General features: G+C 65.6%; 15 protein-coding genes. 8 read left to right on the top strand and 7 right to left on the bottom strand.

Translation table 11 applies throughout. From position 1 onward, the window contains the following. Positions 1-259: 259 nt before the first annotated feature. The gene (gene mfd / locus CV770_RS32405) at positions 260-3,778 is read right to left on the bottom strand and encodes a transcription-repair coupling factor (RefSeq protein WP_104465238.1); all 3,519 of its coding nucleotides are present in this window, start codon (positions 3,776-3,778) and stop codon (positions 260-262) included. Then, the gene (locus tag CV770_RS32400) at positions 3,775-4,065 is read right to left on the bottom strand and encodes an FAD assembly factor SdhE (RefSeq protein WP_104465237.1); all 291 of its coding nucleotides are present in this window, start codon (positions 4,063-4,065) and stop codon (positions 3,775-3,777) included. Before CV770_RS32400 ends, mfd begins: the two co-directional genes overlap by 4 nt. A 193-nt stretch (positions 4,066-4,258) precedes the next feature. Between CV770_RS32400 and recG the strand changes: the two genes are divergently transcribed. Continuing rightward, complete coding sequence (gene recG / locus CV770_RS32395; RefSeq protein WP_104465241.1) at positions 4,259-6,367, top strand: ATP-dependent DNA helicase RecG; 2,109 nt, start codon at positions 4,259-4,261, stop codon at positions 6,365-6,367. A 158-nt stretch (positions 6,368-6,525) separates the two neighbouring features. On the opposite strand, the gene CV770_RS32390 is transcribed toward recG, so the two are convergent. The 3 genes from CV770_RS32390 to glmS form a co-directional block, all read right to left on the bottom strand. Next, positions 6,526-7,383 (bottom strand): NAD(P)-dependent oxidoreductase, encoded by an 858-nt coding sequence (locus tag CV770_RS32390; RefSeq protein WP_104465240.1) that lies wholly within the window; start codon positions 7,381-7,383, stop codon positions 6,526-6,528. 105 nt (positions 7,384-7,488) lie between these two features. Next, on the bottom strand, positions 7,489-8,259 hold the full coding sequence (locus CV770_RS32385) for a DUF502 domain-containing protein (protein WP_018317964.1): 771 nt from the start codon (positions 8,257-8,259) through the stop codon (positions 7,489-7,491). An 84-nt stretch (positions 8,260-8,343) separates the two neighbouring features. Further along, positions 8,344-10,170: a glutamine--fructose-6-phosphate transaminase (isomerizing) gene (gene glmS / locus CV770_RS32380; protein ID WP_104465236.1), complete on the bottom strand. Its 1,827-nt coding sequence runs from the start codon at positions 10,168-10,170 to the stop codon at positions 8,344-8,346. Between the two features lie 221 nt (positions 10,171-10,391). Here glmS and CV770_RS32375 point away from each other — a divergent pair, with 221 nt between their 5' ends. Further along, on the top strand, positions 10,392-10,610 hold the full coding sequence (locus CV770_RS32375) for a hypothetical protein (protein ID WP_104465235.1): 219 nt from the start codon (positions 10,392-10,394) through the stop codon (positions 10,608-10,610). A 153-nt stretch (positions 10,611-10,763) separates the two neighbouring features. On the opposite strand, the gene glmU is transcribed toward CV770_RS32375, so the two are convergent. Next, the gene (glmU, locus tag CV770_RS32370) at positions 10,764-12,119 is read right to left on the bottom strand and encodes a bifunctional UDP-N-acetylglucosamine diphosphorylase/glucosamine-1-phosphate N-acetyltransferase GlmU (RefSeq protein WP_104465234.1); all 1,356 of its coding nucleotides are present in this window, start codon (positions 12,117-12,119) and stop codon (positions 10,764-10,766) included. Between the two features lie 173 nt (positions 12,120-12,292). Here glmU and CV770_RS32365 point away from each other — a divergent pair, with 173 nt between their 5' ends. The 5 genes from CV770_RS32365 (at position 12,293) to CV770_RS32350 (ending at position 15,482) form a co-directional block, all read left to right on the top strand. After that, positions 12,293-13,672 (top strand): hypothetical protein, encoded by a 1,380-nt coding sequence (locus CV770_RS32365; RefSeq protein ID WP_104465233.1) that lies wholly within the window; start codon positions 12,293-12,295, stop codon positions 13,670-13,672. A 20-nt stretch (positions 13,673-13,692) separates the two neighbouring features. After that, complete coding sequence (locus CV770_RS43545) at positions 13,693-14,106, top strand: hypothetical protein (protein ID WP_245453922.1); 414 nt, start codon at positions 13,693-13,695, stop codon at positions 14,104-14,106. 233 nt (positions 14,107-14,339) lie between these two features. Continuing rightward, entirely contained in the window at positions 14,340-14,780 is a 441-nt protein-coding gene (locus tag CV770_RS32355; protein WP_018317958.1) for an MgtC/SapB family protein, read from the top strand. A 74-nt stretch (positions 14,781-14,854) separates the two neighbouring features. Beyond that, a complete protein-coding gene (locus tag CV770_RS42865; protein ID WP_201760140.1) occupies positions 14,855-15,010 on the top strand; it encodes a hypothetical protein in 156 nt (51 codons plus the stop codon). Between the two features lie 91 nt (positions 15,011-15,101). Next, positions 15,102-15,482, top strand: a complete 381-nt coding sequence (locus CV770_RS32350) for a hypothetical protein (RefSeq protein WP_018317956.1) — start codon at positions 15,102-15,104, stop codon at positions 15,480-15,482. On the opposite strand, the gene CV770_RS32345 is transcribed toward CV770_RS32350, so the two are convergent. Next, entirely contained in the window at positions 15,442-17,001 is a 1,560-nt protein-coding gene (locus tag CV770_RS32345; RefSeq protein ID WP_245453921.1) for a glycoside hydrolase family 17 protein, read from the bottom strand. The two genes, CV770_RS32350 and CV770_RS32345, sit on opposite strands and share 41 nt — an antisense overlap. A gap of 368 nt (positions 17,002-17,369) precedes the next feature. On the opposite strand from CV770_RS32345, the gene CV770_RS32340 reads away from it, so the two are divergent. Beyond that, on the top strand, positions 17,370-17,960 hold the full coding sequence (locus CV770_RS32340) for a beta-1-3, beta-1-6-glucan biosynthesis protein (RefSeq protein WP_104465231.1): 591 nt from the start codon (positions 17,370-17,372) through the stop codon (positions 17,958-17,960). Positions 17,961-18,046 lie beyond the last annotated feature (86 nt).

Here is an 18,046-nt window from a genome sequence, read left to right as displayed (position 1 = left end):
ACACCTCCAACGGCAAGCACGAGATGCGCAGCGAGCCCGTCGTCAGCGTGGACTCACTGTCGCCGTCCGATACGGCACGTTCGCTGCTCGGGCGGCTGTCGGCCGATGCGTCGAGGGCGGCGTCGTAAGGTCTCGTGCCCCGGGCGCAGCGCAGCGCCCTTCGCGGTGCGCTGCTGAACCGGGGCCCACCATTGCCTCCAAGAACTGGGTCCCGGCTCTGCGCTCCGCTTCGCTGCGCTTGTCCGGGACACGATAATCCTCACGCCGCCTTCTTGCTCTCCGCGAGCTGCGCCAGCTGGCGCATGATCTCCGTCGTCCCAACGAGACGCTCTTCCGGCGTCTCCCAATCCTGCAGGAATACCACCTTCATGTCGGGCCGCACCTTGGCGGCCTGGCCGTAGCTGCGGATGAACGAGACCAGGCGGTCGGGATAGGCGAAGGAATTGTCGCGGAAGGCGATGACGGCGCCCTTCGGGCCGGCATCGATCTTCCCGACATTGGCACGGCGGCAGAACGCCTTGATCGCGGCGACCTTGAACAGATAGCGCACCTCGTCCGGCAGCACGCCGAAGCGATCGCGCATCTCCGCGCCAAAATTCTCGATCTCCTCCTCGGTGTCGAGATCGGCCAGGCGCCGGTACAGCGACAGCCGTACCGAGAGATCGCCGACGTAATCCTCCGGAATGAGCACGGGCATGCCGATGGTGATCGACGGCGACCAGCGGTCGGCGGCGGGCTCGGAGACGCCGGCCTTGAGGTTGACGATCGCCTCCTCCAGCATCGACTGATAGAGCTCGAAGCCGACCTCCTTGATATGGCCGGACTGCTCCTCACCGAGCAGATTGCCGGCGCCGCGGATATCGAGATCGTGCGAGGCGAGCTGGAAGCCCGCGCCCAGCGTCTCCAGCGATTGCAGCACGGTGAGCCGGCGCTCGGCCTGCGCCGTGATCTTCTGCTGCGCCGGCAGCGTGAACAGCGCATAGGCCCGCAGCTTGGAGCGGCCGACGCGGCCGCGCAGCTGATAGAGCTGGGCCAGACCGAACATGTCGGCGCGGTGCACGATCAGCGTGTTGGCGTTGGGGATGTCGAGGCCGGATTCCACGATCGTGGTCGACAGCAGGATGTCGAACTTGCCGTCGTAGAACGCGGTCATGATGTCCTCGATCACCGCGGGCGGCATCTGCCCGTGCGCGACCGCGACCTTCATCTCCGGCACGTTCTTGTCGAGGAAATCCTTGACCTCGGCGAGGTCGTCGATGCGCGGCACCACGTAGAACGCCTGGCCGCCGCGATAGCGCTCGCGCAGCAGCGCCTCGCGGATCATCAGCGGATCGTGCGGGGCGACGAAGGTGCGCACCGCGAGGCGATCGACCGGCGGCGAGGCAATGATCGAGAGCTCTCGGACGCCCGTCAGTGCCAGTTGGAGCGTGCGCGGAATCGGCGTTGCCGACAGCGTCAGCACGTGCACCTCGGAGCGCAGCGCCTTCAGCCGCTCCTTGTGAGTGACGCCAAAATGCTGCTCCTCGTCGACGATGACGAGGCCGAGATCGCGGAACTTGATCGCCTTGCCGAGCAACGCGTGTGTGCCGACGACGATGTCGACCGAACCGTCGGCGATGCCCTTCTTGACCAAATTGAGCTCCTTGGTCGCGACCAGGCGCGAGGCCTGCGCCACGTTGACCGGAAAGCCCTTGAAGCGCTCGGTGAAGGTCTTCGCGTGCTGGCGTGCGAGCAGCGTGGTCGGCACCACGACCGCGACCTGCTTGCCTTCGAGCGCGACGGCAAAGGCCGCGCGCAAGGCAACCTCGGTCTTGCCGAAACCGACGTCGCCGCAGATCAGCCGATCCATGGGACGGCCGAGTTCGAGATCCTTCAGCGTGGATTCGATCGCGCCTAGCTGGTCCTCAGTCTCGTCATACGGGAAGCGCGCGCAGAACTCGTCGTACAGGCCCTGCTGCACCGGCAGCTTGGGCGCCTCGTGCAGATGGCGCGCGGCGGCGATCTTGATCAATTCGCCCGCGATCTCGCGAATGCGGTTCTTGAGCTTGGCCTTGCGGGTCTGCCAGCCGCCGCCGCCGAGGCGATCAAGCTCGACCGTGGTCTGGTCGGAGCCGTAGCGCGACAGAAGCTCGATGTTTTCGACCGGCAGGAACAGTTTTGTTTCGGCCGCATAGTGCAGTTCGAGACAGTCATGCGGCGCGCCCGCGACGTCCAGCGTTTGCAGGCCGACGAAGCGGCCAATGCCGTGATCGACGTGCACGACGATGTCGCCGGCGGCAAGGCTCGTGATCTCCGAGATGAAATTGTCGAGCTTGCGGCTGGCCTTGCGCGGCCGCACCAGGCGGTCGCCCAAAATATCCTGCTCGCTGATGAGCGCGATCTCGTCGGTCTCGAAACCGCTTTCGAGGCCGAGCACCGCGAGCATGGTCTCGTTGCGCGGGGTGGCCTGCACCGTTCGCCAGCTGTTGACGCTGGTGGTGTGGGCCAACTTGTGGTCGCGCAACATCGAATTCATGCGGTCGCGCGAGCCTTCGCTCCAGAGCGCGATCACGACCTTCTTGCGCTGGGCGTGCAGCGCCATCACGTGGCTGACCACGGTTTCGAATACGTTGACTGTCGTGTCGTTGCGTTCCGGCGCGAAATCGCGGCCCTTGCGGGCACCGGCGTCGATGACACTGGTCCCGTCAGCCGGAACCGAGAACTGCGTCAGCCGCAGCAGCGGCATGTCGCTCTCGCGCTTGGTCCATTCCTCGCCGGTCAAATAGAGCCGGTCCGGCGGCAGCGGCTTGTAGATGGCGCCGCCGCCGGGATGCTCCATCGCATCGCGGCGCGCCTCGTAGTAGTCCTGGATCTGCTTGAAGCGCTCGCGGACGGCGTCCTCGGCCTGCGGCTCGATAGCGATGGGCGCGCCTTGCAGATAGTCGAACAGCGTGTCCATCCGGTCCTGGAACAGCGGCAGCCAGTGCTCCATGCCGGGATGGCGGCGGCCTTCACTGACGGCCTCGTACAGCGCATCGTCGCGCTCGGGCGCGCCGAACTCGGCGACATAGCCCATGCGGAAGCGGCGGATCGTGTCGGTGACGAGCTGGAATTCCGAGATCGGCACCAGATCGAGCGAGCGCATGTCGAGCAGCGTGCGCTGGGTCTCGGCGTCGAAGGAGCGGATTGATTCCAGGCTGTCGCCGAAGAAGTCGAAGCGGACGGGCTGATCGAGGCCGGCCGGAAACAGGTCCAGAATGCCGCCGCGCACGGCGTATTCGCCGGGCTCGCGCACGGTCGAGGAACGGTTGTAGCCGTTGTGTTCGAGCCAGGCGACGATGGTGTCCATCGGCACCACGTTGCCGGGCGCGACCGAGAGCGCCTGCGCCGCGACGAGCTCGCGCGCCGGCACGCGCTGCACCACCGCATTCACCGTGGTAAGCACGATCAGCGGCTTGTCGCTGCCGGTGAGCGAGGCCAGCCGCGCCAGCGTGGTCAGGCGTTGTGCCAAAATGCCGCCATGCGGCGAGACGCGGTCATAGGGCTGGCAGTCCCAGGCCGGGAACTGGAGCACCGGCAGATCGGGAGCGAAGAACTGCAGCGCGCGTTCGAGCTGCTGCATGCGCGGGCCGTCGCGACAGACCACGGCAAGGCTGACGGCCGGCTTCTTCGGCCGCGCCGCGATGGCGCGGGCGAGATCGGAGACGACCAGGCCTTCGGCGCCTTCCGCGACATTGGCAAGCGTCAGCACACGGCCGGGCGCAAGCAGCTCGGCCGGAGATTTCATCCCCTGCTTCATGCGTCGCGGTCCGCGATCGGATAGGCCTTGATGCGGGCAAACAGCGCCCCGGTGACATCAGCCGGCAGCACCTTGTCACCGGTGATGGCGGCATAGAGATCGGGATCGTTGACCTCGAGCAGGGCCTCGAGCTCATCGAGCTCGGCGTCGGACAAGTTGCCGATCTCGGCATCCGCAAAGCGGCCGAGGATCAGGTCCATCTCGCGCGTGCCGCGGTGCCAGCAGCGGAACAAAAGCCGCTTGCGGCGATCGTCCAGCCCGCTGCTCGATCGTGTCGTTCCCGTCATGTCTCAAATCCAGTCAAACGCAGAAAGCCCGGACGTGCCGGGCGGGGCTGATATAGCCATTCGGGGTGGCCGTGTCAGCCCTTTGTTATTGCAATTGTTTGGGGACCGTCATTGCCGGGCTTGACCCGGCAATCCATCGTCATTGAAAAGATGGATGCGCGGGTCAAGCCCGCGCATGACGAATGTTGCGAGAATGCGCCCCAGCCTGCTCAATCCGCTGTTTGCTCCCGTGACCAGCCTGCCCGGCGTCGGTCCGAAGCAGGACAAGCTGCTGCAGTACCTGCTCAGCCGCAGCGAGACGCCGCGGCTGGTCGACCTGCTGCTGCATCTGCCGAGCCAGGTCATCGACCGCCGCGCCCGGCCGAAGATCCGCGACGCCGCGGTCGGAACCATGGTGACGCTGGAGGTCACCGTCGACCGCCACCGCCCGCCTCCGCCCCGCAACGCGCGCGCGCCCTATCTCGTCTATGCCAGCGACGACACCGGCGACGTCGTGCTGACCTTCTTCCGCGCCAAGCCCGGCTATGTCGAAAAACTACTGCCAATGGGGGAGAAGCGCTACGTCTCCGGCACGCTGCAGATGTACGACGGCATCCCGCAGATCGTGCATCCCGACCGCGTGCTGGACGAGGAGGCAATCGCAAAGCTCTCCGGCATCGATCCGGTCTATCCGCTGACGGAAGGCCTGGCGCTCGGCTCGCTCCGCCGCGCGATCGCGCAGGCGCTGCAGAAGCTGCCGGCCTTGCCGGAGTGGATCAGCCCGGAGGTGATGCGCCGCTGCAATTTTCCTGCGATCACCGAGGCGCTCAACCGCGTGCATCAGCCGGTTCAGCTCACGGACATTTTGCCTGACCAGCCGTTCTGGTCGCGTCTCGCCTTTGACGAGCTTTTGGCCGGCCAGCTCGCGCTCGCTCTGATCCGCGCGCAATTGCGCCGGCCAGCTGGCGTGCGCAACGCCGGCGATGGTCACCTGCGCAGCAAGATCATCGACGCCCTGCCCTATGCATTGACGCTGTCCCAGCGTGACGCGGCCGCGGCGATCGCCAGCGATCTGCAACAACCCGTACGCATGTTGCGCCTGCTCCAGGGCGACGTCGGCTCCGGCAAGACCGTGGTTGCGCTACTCGCGGCCGCGGCGGTCACGGAGGTCGGCAAGCAGGCGGCGCTAATGGCGCCCACCGAAATCCTGGCCCGCCAGCACATCAAGACCATCGCCCCGCTCGCCGAACGGGCCGGCATGCGGGTCGCGATCCTCACCGGCCGCGAAAAGGGCAAGGAGCGGCGCGAATTGCTGGCGCAGCTCGAAGCCGGCGAGATCGACCTCCTGGTCGGCACCCACGCCCTGATCCAGGACGACGTGATCTTCCACGACCTCGCCCTCGCCATCGTCGATGAGCAGCACCGCTTCGGCGTGCGCGAACGGCTCGCGCTGACGTCGAAGGGCGAGGCGGTCGACGTGCTCGTGCTGAGCGCGACGCCGATCCCGCGCACGCTGGTGCTGACCTATTTCGGCGACATGGACATTTCCGAGCTGCGCGAAAAGCCGGCCGGCCGCCAGCCGATCGAAACCCGCACCATCTCGATCAGCCGCCTCGCCGAGGTCACGGACAGCATCGGCCGCGCGCTGCAGGCGGGCAAGCTGGTCTACTGGATCTGCCCGCTGGTCGAGGAATCCGAGGCCGAAGGCACCGAGCACCTCACCAACGCGACCAAACGTTTCGAAAGCCTGCAGAAGCGGTTCGGCGAGCGCGTCGGCCTCGTCCACGGCCAGATGAAGGGCGTCGAGAAGGACCGCGTGATGGGCCAGTTCGCCGCCCACGAGATCGGCCTTCTGGTCGCGACCACCGTGGTCGAGGTCGGCGTCGATGTGCCGGCGGCGACCATCATGGTGATCGAGAATGCCGAGCGTTTTGGCCTCGCCCAGCTGCACCAGCTGCGCGGCCGGATCGGACGCGGCTCGGAGGCCTCGACCTGCCTGCTACTCTACTCCGAGCCGCTCGGCGAGATGTCGAAGGCGCGGCTGAAGGTGATCCGGGAGACCACTGACGGTTTTCGTATCGCCGAGGAGGATTTGAAGCTGCGCGGCGAAGGCGATGTGCTTGGCGTGCGCCAGAGCGGCCTGCCCGGCTACCGCATCGCGCGCTCGGAGGTCCACGGCCAGCTCATCACCCAGGCGCGCGACGAGGCGCTGCGCGTCCTTAAGGACGATCCAAAGCTGAAGGGCGAGCGCGGCGAGGCGCTGCGGTGCCTGCTGTATCTGTATGAGCGCGACGAGGCAATCCCGCTGATTGGGGCGGGCTGAGGATGAGCCTGACGTCTCCTCCTCGTCATTGCGAGCGCAGCGAAGCAATCCAGGCCGTCTCCATGGAAAGATTCTGGATTGCTTCGCTGCGCTCGCAATGACGCATGGACACAGACCCGCGCATTTCGACCAAACTGTGGAAGCGAGGGTGCGGGCGACTAGGGTTTCTTCTTCGCGATCCCCGCAGCAAACCCCTTCATCAGCGCCGCATCCGCCGCCTCGCCATTTGCATCCTCGGCGAGATGCTCGAACCATCTTGCAAGACCTTCATAGATCTGGCTGGCCGGATGATCAGGGCCGAGGAAGCCGGAAATCTCGCGCATCTCGGCAACCCAGCGATAGGCCTTCGGGATCATGTCGGGCAGCGCGACTTCGAGCCGCGCCAGGACCGCCGGCTGGCTCAGCGCCAGTTCGTCACGCAACGCGTCCGCTGCGCCCGCTTTCGTCGCCGCAACCACCATGGCCGAGCCGATGCCGGCGAGGCCCTTGACGATGCCGGCGTAGGACATTTTCAGAGCGGACGCCGCGCCGACCGGGCCCTCGACGATGCGCACGTCGAGGCCGAAATCCTTCAGTACCGCAACATCCTTGGCGTGCTCCCCGGACAGGTAGAAGGCCGGGCTCTTACCGCCGGGCTGCGGCGGAAAGCCGATGATGCCGCCATCGACGAACGGCGCCTGCGCCGAGCCGATGATCTCCTCAATTCTCTGCACGGTATCGACGTTGACGGCGTTGCAATCGACCACGATTGGCTTCTTCTCGCGCCTGACGATCAGCGCGGCCAGCCGTTCAGCCAGCGCGACGGCTTCGCCCGGCGGCACGATCGAGAGGATGATGTCGACGCCCGCAATTTGATTGTCATCGGCGCCGACCATGCCGGCATCCGCCGCGCGTTTCCGCGTCGCCTCGCTCCGCCCTTCCAAAGACGTCAGCACGCGCGCGCCGTGCTCACTGAGGCGGCGGGCGACGGCGCTGCCCATGGCGCCGGGTGCGAGGATCGCAATGGTCTTGGACATCATGTACTCCAGATCGAATTCCGAGCGAAGCGCTCAGGCGAACCGGAGACTATCAGAGGATGCGAACGCGCGCGTGACCGGCGGCCTTCCCGCAGCGGAATGGCCCTACTCCACCTTCGCAGGCTCGGGCTGAAGCGCCGACGCGTTGGCGATGCGCGCAGCATTGGCCATGCCCGCAAGTGCCGCGGCCTTTTTGGGGTCGGGTGCCGAGCCCGGCTGCACCACGCCGGCCGACATGATCAGCGTCGCCGCATCCTCGGCGGTGAGATCGACCTCGATGATCTTGCTCTTGGGGACATAGAAGAAGAAGCCGGTGGTCGGGTTCGGCGAGCACGGCAGGAACACCGAGACGTGCTCCTCCTGCCCCGGCAGGTTGCGCGCGATGTCCTCGTTCGGCGATTGCGAGATCAGCACGATCGACCACATGCCCGGCGAGGGAAACTCGACCAGCCCGACTTTGCGGAAGCTCGAGCCCTTGCCGGAGAACAGCGTCTCGAACACCTGCTTCAGGCCGCGATAGATGGCGCGCACCGCCGGGATCCGGCCGAGGAACGTTTCGCCGACATCGACCAGCGTGCGGCCGATCAGATTGGCTGCGAGGAAACCGACCAGCGTCAGCGTGAAAAATGCGACGACCAGTCCCCAGCCGGGAACGACATACGGCAGATAGGTTTCCGGCCGATAGGCCAGCGGCACGAACGGCCGCACCACGCCGTCGACCCAGGTGACGAACCACCAGACCAGATACAGGGTGATGGCGATCGGCCCCGTCACCACGAGGCCAGTCAGAAAATAGTTGCGGAAGCGGCCCATCAGCCCGGTATGCGGTTCCGGCAGGGGATCAAGAGGCGCAGGCGCGTCGTCGCGGGGGGTCATTCGGGTTCCAGGTCGGTCGCAGCACACAAACTAGGGTCTTCTAGCAGGTTTTGGAAGACCGCGACCGACTGTTATCCCTTCTGCCTATTCCACGGTGACCGATTTCGCGAGGTTGCGAGGCTGGTCGACGTCGGTCCCCATGACGACAGCCGTGTGATAGGCGAGCAGCTGCACGGGGACGGCATAGACCATCGGGGTGAAGGCCGCCGCCATGTCGGGCATGACGATGGTGACGAGGGACTCGACGGTCGCCTCTTCCGCGCCCTTCGCGTCCGTCATCAGGATGATGTTGCCGCCGCGGGCGGCGACCTCCTGCATGTTTGACACCGTCTTTTCGAACACCCGGTCGTGAGGCGCGATGACGACGACAGGCATGGTCTCGTCGATCAGCGCGATCGGCCCGTGCTTGAGCTCGCCGGCGGCATAGCCCTCGGCGTGGATGTAGGAGATCTCCTTCAGCTTCAACGCGCCTTCGAGCGCCAGCGGGAAGCTGGTGCCGCGGCCGAGATAGAGCACGTCGCGGGACTTGGCGATCCGGTGCGCGAGCTTTTCGATCTGCAGCTCGGTGGTGAGCGCATCCGCCATCAGGCGCGGGACCTCCACCAGGCCGTGAACCAGCTTGGTCTCGTCCTCATCGGACAATTCGCCTCGAGCCTTGCCAGCCGCGATCGCAAGGTTTGCCAGCACCATGAGCTGGCAGGTGAAGGCCTTGGTCGAGGCGACGCCGATCTCGGGTCCCGCGAGCGTCTGCAGCACGGTCTCGCTCTCGCGCGCGATCGTCGAGGTCGGCACGTTGACCACGGCGACCGTGTGCACGCCTTCGGCCTTGGCATAGCGCAGTGCCGCAAGCGTGTCGGCGGTCTCGCCCGACTGCGAGATGAAGATGGCGAGATCGCCCTTGCGCAAGGGCGCCTCGCGGTAGCGGAATTCGGAGGCGACATCGACCTCGACCGGCACGCGCGCAAAGCGCTCGAACCAGTATTTTGCGACGTAGCCGGCATAGCTCGCGGTGCCGCACGCCGTAATGTTGATGCGCTGGATGTTCTTGAAGTCGAAGGGAAGCTTGACCGGCAGCGCGACATGCTCGGTCGCCATGTCGACGTATCGCGCCAGCGTGTGGCCGACCACTTCCGGCTGCTCGTGGATCTCCTTCGCCATGAAGTGGCGATAGTTCGCCTTGTCGACCAGCGAGGTCGAGGCGGCATGCTTGATCTTGTCGCGCTGGACGGCATTGCCGTCCTTGTCGAAAATCGACGCGCTCTTGCGCGTCAACACCACCCAGTCGCCATCTTCGAGATAGCTGATCGTGTCGGTGAACGGGCCGAGCGCGATGGCGTCCGAGCCGAGATACATCTCGCCGTCGCCATAGCCGATCGCCAGCGGCGGCCCGTTGCGGGCGCCGATCATCAGGTCGCCGTCGCCGGCGAAGATGAAGCCGAGCGCGAAGGCGCCGCGGAGCCGCCCCAGCGCCAGCTTGACGGCTTCGACCGGCTTGTTGCCGCGCGTGAGCAAATCGTCGACGAGATGCAGCACGATCTCGGTGTCGGTCTCGGTGTGGAACACCGTGCCCTTCTTCTCGAGCTCCTCGCGCAGCTCGCGGAAATTCTCGATGATGCCGTTGTGGACCACGGCGACGCGCTCGGTCGCGTGCGGATGGGCGTTGTTGACGGTGGGCTTGCCGTGGGTGGCCCAGCGGGTGTGGCCGATGCCGGTGGTGCCCTGGAGCGGCTCGGCTTCCAGCCGCTTCTCCAGGTTCTTCAGCTTGCCTTCGGCGCGACGGCGCTCGAGGTGCTTGCCTTCGAGCGTGGCGACGCCCGCCGAGTCATAGCCGCGATATTCAAGACGTTTGAGCGAATCCACCAGCTGCTCTGCAACCGGTTCGCGCCCGAGAATGCCGACAATCCCGCACATGCGGATCACCTTCCCCCAAATCGTCGAAAAATCGCCTAAACGACACGCCCGGTTTTTAGCGAAAATCCCAGGGAACCATATACTCAATATTTATTGCGGATTGAGACAGCATGGACCGCAACCTGAGCTTCGCCTGCGTCGAATTGGCCGGCCTTAAACCGCGCACGTTAACTTGTTGTCAATATGTTTGACCAACGATTCCCGTGCAGGAGAGCAAAGCCATGAAAGGCTCGTCCGACCGCAAAGGTCTGTCATCGACGTACTTGCGCGCCAGCGAGACCACGGGCACGCATTTGGCGCATTGGCCGCCGCCCCAGCGCGGCAAGGAAAGCAAGCCGGTCTTCCTGAAGCACGCTGAAGGTGAGCCGGCCAAACGCGCCAAGCCGCGCGGCTGGCGCCTGACCCGCGCGATCTTCTCCGAATTCGCCGACGACGAGTAAGACCTACGGACGAAGACCCTCATGGTGAGGAGCGCGAAGCTCGTCTCGAACCATGAAGGTCTGCATCTCGCCCGCGGCCCTCCTTCGAGACGCCCGCTCCAGCGGGCCCTCAAGGATGAGGGCGGACTGTGCTGCGACACAACAGAATAGTGCCTATTTCTCCGGCTTCTTGCCGCCCGTCTTCAGCTCGCGATAGCGCGCAGCGCCGCCTTCGCGGATGGTCTGCTGGTTGCGCTCCAGCGCCATCGCATCGTCAGGCACGTCGCGGGTGATGACCGAGCCCGAGCCGATATAGGCGCCATTGCCGATTTTGACCGGGGCGACCAACGAGGAATTGGTGCCGACGAAGGCGCCCTGCCCGATGACAGTCTTGTGCTTCTTGAAGCCGTCGTAGTTGCAAGTGATGGTGCCGGCGCCGATGTTGGAATTGGCGCCGACGGTGGCGTCACCGATGTAGGAGAGATGATTGACCTTGACGCCGGCCTCCAGCGTCGCCGCCTTGGTCTCCACGAAATTGCCGATGCGCGCGCCGTCGCCGAGCGAGGTGCCGGGCCTCAAGCGTGCATAGGGGCCGATCGAAACGTTCTTCCCGAGCGTCGTCTGCACGATGTGCGAAAAGGAATGGATCACGGTGCCGTCGGCGATCGACACGCCGGGGCCGATCACCACGAAAGGCTCGATCGTTACGTCCTTGCCGAACGCCGTATCTGCGGCGAGATAAACGGTCTCGGGTGCGATCAGCGTGACGCCGGCCTCCATCGCCGCTTTCCGCAAACGCGCCTGCATCACGGCTTCGGCTTCCGCAAGCTGCGCCTTGGTGTTGATGCCGCGCACTTCATCCTCGCTGGTCTCGATCACCACGGACTCCCATCCCTGTTCGCGGACGACGCCGACGGCGTCGGTCAGATAATATTCGCCCTTGGAATTCGCACTGCCGATTTTGTCCAGGATCGCGAGCGCCCGGCGACCGTCGATCGCCATCACGCCGGCATTGCACAAATCGATCTTGCGCTCCTCTTCGCTGGCATCGGCCTGCTCGCGGATCGCGACCAGGCGTTCGCCCTCGACGATGAAGCGGCCATAGCCGGTGGGATCGGCGGCGCGAAAGCCGAGCGCGGCAATCGCGGCGCCCCTGGCGAGCGGCGCGCGCAGCCGCGCAAAGGTCTCGGCCGAGATCAGCGGCGTATCGCCGAAGGCAACAAGGAGATCGTCCACGCCCCGCGCGATCGCCTCGCGCGCCGCCAGCACCGCATGCGCGGTGCCGAGCCGCTCGGCCTGCACGAAGGTGAGCGCGTCGGGCCTGATGCGCTTGGCCTCGTCCGCGACGGCCTGGTGATCGGGGCCAATCACGACCGCGAGCGAGGTGCCGGTTCCCTGGGGCGCCGCGGCGAGCACGTGGGCGAGCAAGGTCTGGTGGGCTACCGGATGCAGCACTTTCGGCAGGCTCGATCGCATGCGCGTGCCTTCGCCGGCGGCGAGCACAATCGTGAGGCTGGAACGGGCGGTCATCGAAATCCTGTCAGATAAGGCCGAATCAATTGGCGCGACGGGCGGGCAGCCCCCCTCAAAAGCTCTTCCTTGCTACCCCCGCAAACGCCCGGAATTCAAGTGCGACACGCTTTTCCTGTTAATGTTCCCTGATTGATTCGGGGAAGCCGGACAGGGCTGGGCACTTAACGTTCATGGCAAAGGATTCCGACCCACTGGCGGATGCCTTCGGCACCAAAGAGACCGGCGGGCTGTTCTCCGGACTTTTGGCCGAGGAAAGCGCGTTCGACCGCCGCATGATGTGGCGGCTGGGCTCTTGGGGCGTTGCGGCGGTAGGCGCCGTCGTCATCGCGGTGATGGCCAACCAGGCCCAGCTCGGATGGCGGCGCGACCAGGTCGCGTCCGCCGATCTCGCGCACCAGGCGGAGCGGCTCCAGGCGCTGGCCAAGGAGAGCCAGAACGAGGCCCGCCGGCTCGCGGCCGCCATCGAGACGCTGAACACGGATCGCGACCGGCTCTATTCGCGTGTCACCGTGGTCGAGCAAGGGCTCGATTCCGTTACCGGCGCTATCGCCAAGCAGCCCACCACACCACCGCAGCCCGGCAAGCCGCAGGATGCCGCGCCGACGGCGCCCAGCGTCGCGCCGGTCGCCTCGACCCCCGCCTCCGCCGGCGACAAGCCCCGCACCGAGGCCGCCAAGGACACGCCCAAGGAAACAGTCAAGGAAACGGTCAAGGATACGCTCAAGGAAGTTGCAAAGGAGCCGTCGAGCCTGCCGCCACAGACCGCGGCCGCCGCCTCGCTCGTGCAGCAGCCGCTGGCAACGAATTCTGCGCTTCCGACCATACCGCTGGTGCCGTCCAAATCGATCATGGCGCCGCCCGATCCGGCCGCGTCGAAATTGATTCAACCCGAGACAAACGAGAAGGCCGCCGAGAAGAAGGTAGAGCCAGCGCCCGCCCCGACCGAAGCCGTCGCGATGGCCGCGAAGGCACCAGAGGCAGCCGAGGCCGAATCCCCCGCCATCGCGGTCCAGCAGACACGTTTCGCGATCGACCTCGGCGGCGCCAATTCGATCGACGGCCTGCGCGCGCTCTGGCGCGGCCTGAGCAAATCCAATCCGGAAATCGCAGCACTGCGACCGATCATCATGATCAAGGAAGGCAACACCGGGCTCGGCATGCAGCTTCGCCTGGGTGCCGGTCCGCTGGTCAACGCCGCCGCCGCCGCAAAATTCTGCGCGAGCCTCGCCGAGAACGATCGTCACTGCGAGACCACGGTCTTCGACGGCCAGCGCCTGTCGATGCGCGGCGGTTCGGAGAAGGGACAGGAGAAGTCCCAGGACAGAGTTCAAGAGAAGAACGCCGAGAAGAACCAGGACGCGGTCCCGCAAGCCGAAACCGCGCCGACCGCAAAGCCCGAAAAGCCGCAGCGCCGCCGCAGCTACTCCTCCAAGCGCTCGTCGAAGCGCGAAGAGCCCGCGCCCCCGCCTGCGGCACAGCCGGCGCCGGCGAAGCCGGAGACCGCGTCTGCGTCCGCGGGATCGACGCTGTCGTCGTTCTTCAGGCGGTAAACATTGCGCCTGAACGGGCGGTGAATGCCGAAGTGTTTTTGCGCGCGCCGATGAACCTAAATTTCGGTCGAGAAGCGAAACCACCCGCCAATTGCCAAGTTGTCCCGGTCGTGAACCGGAGCGGCCGATGTGAGAAATCACGCGCGCCCGCCTCCATGACCTCGGGAGAAACCCACGTGAAGACATTGATCATCGCAACGGCCGCGCTTCTGGCGGCAGCTCCGGCGCTTGCGCAAACGACGAAATCGCCGGGCGCTTCGAGCAACGCACCGGGTCAGCAAATGCACAACACAAAGAAGCCATCGACGGGACCCGGCGCGTCCGAATACGCCCCTGGTCACCAGACCAATACCACCAAGGGACCGGGCCACTCGGAAAGCGCACCGGGACAGAAGATGCAGAACACCACGGGCTCGAACACCAGCAAGAAGTGATGGTGCGCTCGAGTTCAACTCTGACAGATGGCGTCGACCGGAGTGGTCGGCGCCATCGCCTTGTCGAACGGCGGCTCGCGCTGCCTGATCGCCGATGATCGCTCAGAGTTGCGCGAGCATGCGACCATCGGACGCTCGGATCTCAGCGGCTCTTTCGCACCAAGCGGACGTTTAGTCCCGATCTGCCGGGCGCACGCCAAGCGCCGTCCATCTCCCGGAACCCACGAGCTTCGATGAACGAACTGGATGATGTGCTGAGGCTTCTCGTCGCGGCGGGAACAGGGCTGCTGATCGGCATCGACCGCGACATGAACGACAAGCCGGTAGGAATGCGCACCCTGGCGCTTGTCGCTCTCGGCTCCGCGCTGGTCTCGATCTCCGTGATCGAGTTCCAGAATCTGCGCGACCACCCCGATGCGATCTCCCGGGTCATTCAGGGCGTCGTTGCCGGTGTGCTGACCGGCGTCGGCTTCATCGGCGCCGGCGTCATCCTGCACGACGCCAAGGCGAAGACCGTGCACGGCCTCACGACCGCGGCAACCGTCTGGATTGCGGCGGGCCTTGGAATTGCCTGCGCGCTCGGAGCATGGCTGCTGGTCGCCGCAGCGATCGCCGTCACGCTGCTCGTGCTGTTCGTTCTCGGTTGGGTCGAGCGCCGGCTGGGATTGAAATAGCGGACATACCAAATGATACGGAAGAGGTCCGCGCAAGGCGGCAGTATCCGCGACGAATTTGATTCGGAGCGGAGATGACGGACGCGAATTTTCTGCGGGAGCAACTCGCGTTGATCCGCGAGCTGGCCGAGCAGGCGGATCCCTATATCAGGAAACGCCTGCTCGCATTGGCTGAGAAATACGAGCGACGGATCGCGGACCAGAATCGGGCGACACCAGGCCGACTTTGACAGCCCCTCGCGCACGCCTTGGGCGAGCCGGATCAACAGAAACATCGCCTGCCCTGTTGCCTGCCCGCGCCATCACGACCATATTGCCGCCATGACAAAAAAGCCCTTCCGCCTCTCGCCCTACCAGGTGCAGTTCCTGATCGTCGTCGGCTTCGCGTCCGTCGGCTATGCACTCTACCTGCGCTACCTCGCGATCGAGCTGTCGCAGGTCGCTCTCGCCTGCGACGCCGGGCTGCAGACGATGATCTGCAAGGCGCGGTCGGTCTCGACGGTGCTGTTCAAGAATTCGGTGTTCGGCATCGTCGCGCTGGTGGTTGCGACGCTGAACCTGATGCGGCCGTCGATCGTGCTGCTCACCGTCGGCATCATCGCCGCCGGCCTCGGCATCGTGCTCTACAATGTCGTGCTGTCGGGCCTGGCGATCGGCCTGTTCATTCTTGGGTTTGCTCGGCCCGCGCCCGCCACAGCGTGAGCGCGAACAACAGATAGATCGTGCAGGTCCACAGCGACTGCCAATTGTCGCGGCCTTCGTTGAAGAGCACGAAAACCGCCGACAGCGCCAGCACAGCCGCGAACACCGATTCCGCGATCGGACGCTGGCCGATCTGCGGCCGGTTCAGCATCAAAAGCGCGAACGGCACCACCGCCATCGTCAGCGCGGCGTAGGGGAAATCCTTGTAGCGCGGGTCGAACACGAAGCCGAGCGCGGTCGCCGCCGCGATCACCGCCGTCACCGCGAGCGTCGGACCTAGCACGGCGGTGAGCTTCGACCATTTGCGGCCCTCGCGCGGACCGAGCAGATCGAGGAAGGTCGGAAGGCTGCGGCCGATCACCATCGCCTGCGCGCAGAAGATCGGCGACAGGATACCGGCCGCGAGCAGCGCCCCCCAGAGCAGCCAGCCGCCGATGCCGTAGCTCTCATAATAAAGCTTGTCGGCGCCGATCCCGAGCAGGCTCCCTGCCGTCGTCGCCGAAATGGCGACGCCGAGCCAGGCCGAGAAACGCGGCGTCCACGGCCGCCGGCGCAGTGTGATGAGCGCGACCGCGAACACCAGCACGGAAAGGCCCATGCCGGCGCCCATGTACCATTTCCAGTACGGGAAATTGCTGATCGGCTCGCCCGGCGGATATTTCAAGCTGCGGCGCACCGAGTCGTACAGGCCCCAATAGCCGCCGACGGTGCCTTCCAGCTTGCGCTTCCACGGCTGGTCGTAGGACTCGATCAGATTGACGCGAAACTTCTGCGCCTTCGCTAAGCTGAGGATTTCCGAGACCACCCGCGCCTGGTTGGTGCGCGAGGGCAGCGCGCCGTCGCGCATGCGCCCTTCGCTCGGCCAGCCGGTCTCGCCGATCAGGATTTCCTTGCCCGGAAACGCCACCGCCATGCGCTCGCGGATCGCCTCGACATGGGCGGCGGCGAACTTCGCCTTCACCGGCATATCCTCCCAATAAGGCAGGATGTGAATGGTGACGAAGTCGACGGCGTCGTAGACCTCGCGGTTCTTCAGCCAGAATTCCCAGACGTCGGCATAGGTGACGGGCACGCTGACCTGCGTCTTCACCAGGCGGATGATCGAGACGAGGTCCGCCGTCGTCATCTCACCGCGCAGCAGCACCTCGTTGCCGACGATGACCGCGGTGATGATGGCTGGGAATTCCTTGGTGAGACGAATGGCGAGGGCTGCCTGCTCAAAATTCTTGCTGCGGTTGCTGGAGAGCCAGATACCCTGCAGCACTTTCAGCCCGCCGACCTTGGCAGCGATCGCCGGCACCTGGTCGAGCCCGTTCTCCATCGAATAGGTGCGGACGCAGTCGGTGATTTCCTTGAGCTGGCGCAGATCCTGCTCGATCTGCTCGGCGTCGATATGGGTCCACGCGTTCAGCGGCGTCTGCTCGCCGCGGAACGGCGCGTAGGAGACGCATTGAACCTTCTCGGCGGGATCGATCGGGGCGCGCGCGAGCGTGATCGGCGTCGCCAACCACCACCACACGGCAGCAATCGCACCCAGTGAAACGAGCAGAAGCGCCAGTGGCGTACGAAGAGAAATCGGTTCCGTCCTCCGCGAAGGGTCCGTCGATTACCTGCTTGCACGCCGTCTGCCAAGGGGGTGTCCAAAGAGGGGGTCCAAGCGGGTGTCCAAATGCCGATCCACACTTAAGGATCCGCGCCTGCCCCAAAGGAATTGGGCTGCGGCCGTTCGACCGGGGCCTAGCATCGTGACTTTGCTGGACAAAATTCCAAATACAGGTCATGGACTCCGAAAGACTTTTCCGCCGCATTGGAGACCCATTTGGACGCCATCACCGGCGCGTCCGCGGGATCCTGACGCGGACGGCCAGCGGATACATTGGGGAATTCATGCGGCAACGGGTGTTCGAGTCACGAAATGCGGTCCTGCGGCAGTTCGCCGCCACCTTGGCCGTCTCCTGCCTTCTCGTTCTCGCCGGTCTCGGTGGCGCCTCCGCCCAGAGCGGCACGCCCGCGCCGGACCAGGGCAAGGCCGCCGCCCAGCCCGCCGACGCCGCCAAGGATGCGGCCCAGAACCAGCGCCGTACCGACGAATTCGCCGAAGCCGCCCAGGTCATCAACGGCCCGGCCGGCAATCCCGAATGCGTCTGGCTCGGCCGGCGCGTGGTGCGGCTGATGTGGCGGGATGACCTCGATACCGCGTTCCGCCATCTCGACCTCTACGACCGCTTCGGCTGCCCCGGCGGCCACATCCAGGCCGCCTTCCGCTGCCTGACCCGGTTCGGCGGCCAGATTGATCCCAAGGTCGCCGAGACCCTGGACAGCCGCGTGCACGCCTGCTGGATCAACCCGGCGGCACAGCCGCAGCAGGCGGCGGCGAGCGCCTCGCAGCCGGCGGCGCCGGCATCAGGCAATGCGCAGCCGCAGCCGGCCGCCAGCCCATCGCCCGCGGCAAGCCCGACGCCGGCGCCCCAGAAATAGCCGCGATCGTTTCAGCTGTCGTTCAGGAACGATCGGCCATAGACGCGGTTGGCACCGCCGCGCGTCGTTCGAAAAAGGCCATGCCC

The sequence above is a fragment of the Bradyrhizobium sp. AC87j1 genome (assembly GCF_002936975.1).
Classification (GTDB): domain Bacteria; phylum Pseudomonadota; class Alphaproteobacteria; order Rhizobiales; family Xanthobacteraceae; genus Bradyrhizobium; species Bradyrhizobium shewense.
The sequence above is the reverse complement of the archived record's forward strand: the minus strand, read 5'-3'. Positions and strand labels throughout refer to the sequence as shown.

What these genes read in the sequence shown, in the direction of transcription:
- mfd (WP_104465238.1), bottom strand. Translation starts at nt 3,778, where the DNA reads ATGAAGCAGGGGATGAAATCTCCGGCCGAGCTGCTTGCGCCCGGCCGT.
- CV770_RS32400 (WP_104465237.1), bottom strand. Translation starts at nt 4,065, where the DNA reads ATGACGGGAACGACACGATCGAGCAGCGGGCTGGACGATCGCCGCAAG.
- recG (WP_104465241.1), top strand. Translation starts at nt 4,259, where the DNA reads ATGCGCCCCAGCCTGCTCAATCCGCTGTTTGCTCCCGTGACCAGCCTG.
- CV770_RS32390 (WP_104465240.1), bottom strand. Translation starts at nt 7,383, where the DNA reads ATGTCCAAGACCATTGCGATCCTCGCACCCGGCGCCATGGGCAGCGCC.
- CV770_RS32385 (WP_018317964.1), bottom strand. Translation starts at nt 8,259, where the DNA reads ATGACCCCCCGCGACGACGCGCCTGCGCCTCTTGATCCCCTGCCGGAA.
- glmS (WP_104465236.1), bottom strand. Translation starts at nt 10,170, where the DNA reads ATGTGCGGGATTGTCGGCATTCTCGGGCGCGAACCGGTTGCAGAGCAG.
- CV770_RS32375 (WP_104465235.1), top strand. Translation starts at nt 10,392, where the DNA reads ATGAAAGGCTCGTCCGACCGCAAAGGTCTGTCATCGACGTACTTGCGC.
- glmU (WP_104465234.1), bottom strand. Translation starts at nt 12,119, where the DNA reads ATGACCGCCCGTTCCAGCCTCACGATTGTGCTCGCCGCCGGCGAAGGC.
- CV770_RS32365 (WP_104465233.1), top strand. Translation starts at nt 12,293, where the DNA reads ATGGCAAAGGATTCCGACCCACTGGCGGATGCCTTCGGCACCAAAGAG.
- CV770_RS32355 (WP_018317958.1), top strand. Translation starts at nt 14,340, where the DNA reads ATGAACGAACTGGATGATGTGCTGAGGCTTCTCGTCGCGGCGGGAACA.
- CV770_RS42865 (WP_201760140.1), top strand. Translation starts at nt 14,855, where the DNA reads ATGACGGACGCGAATTTTCTGCGGGAGCAACTCGCGTTGATCCGCGAG.
- CV770_RS32350 (WP_018317956.1), top strand. Translation starts at nt 15,102, where the DNA reads ATGACAAAAAAGCCCTTCCGCCTCTCGCCCTACCAGGTGCAGTTCCTG.
- CV770_RS32340 (WP_104465231.1), top strand. Translation starts at nt 17,370, where the DNA reads ATGCGGCAACGGGTGTTCGAGTCACGAAATGCGGTCCTGCGGCAGTTC.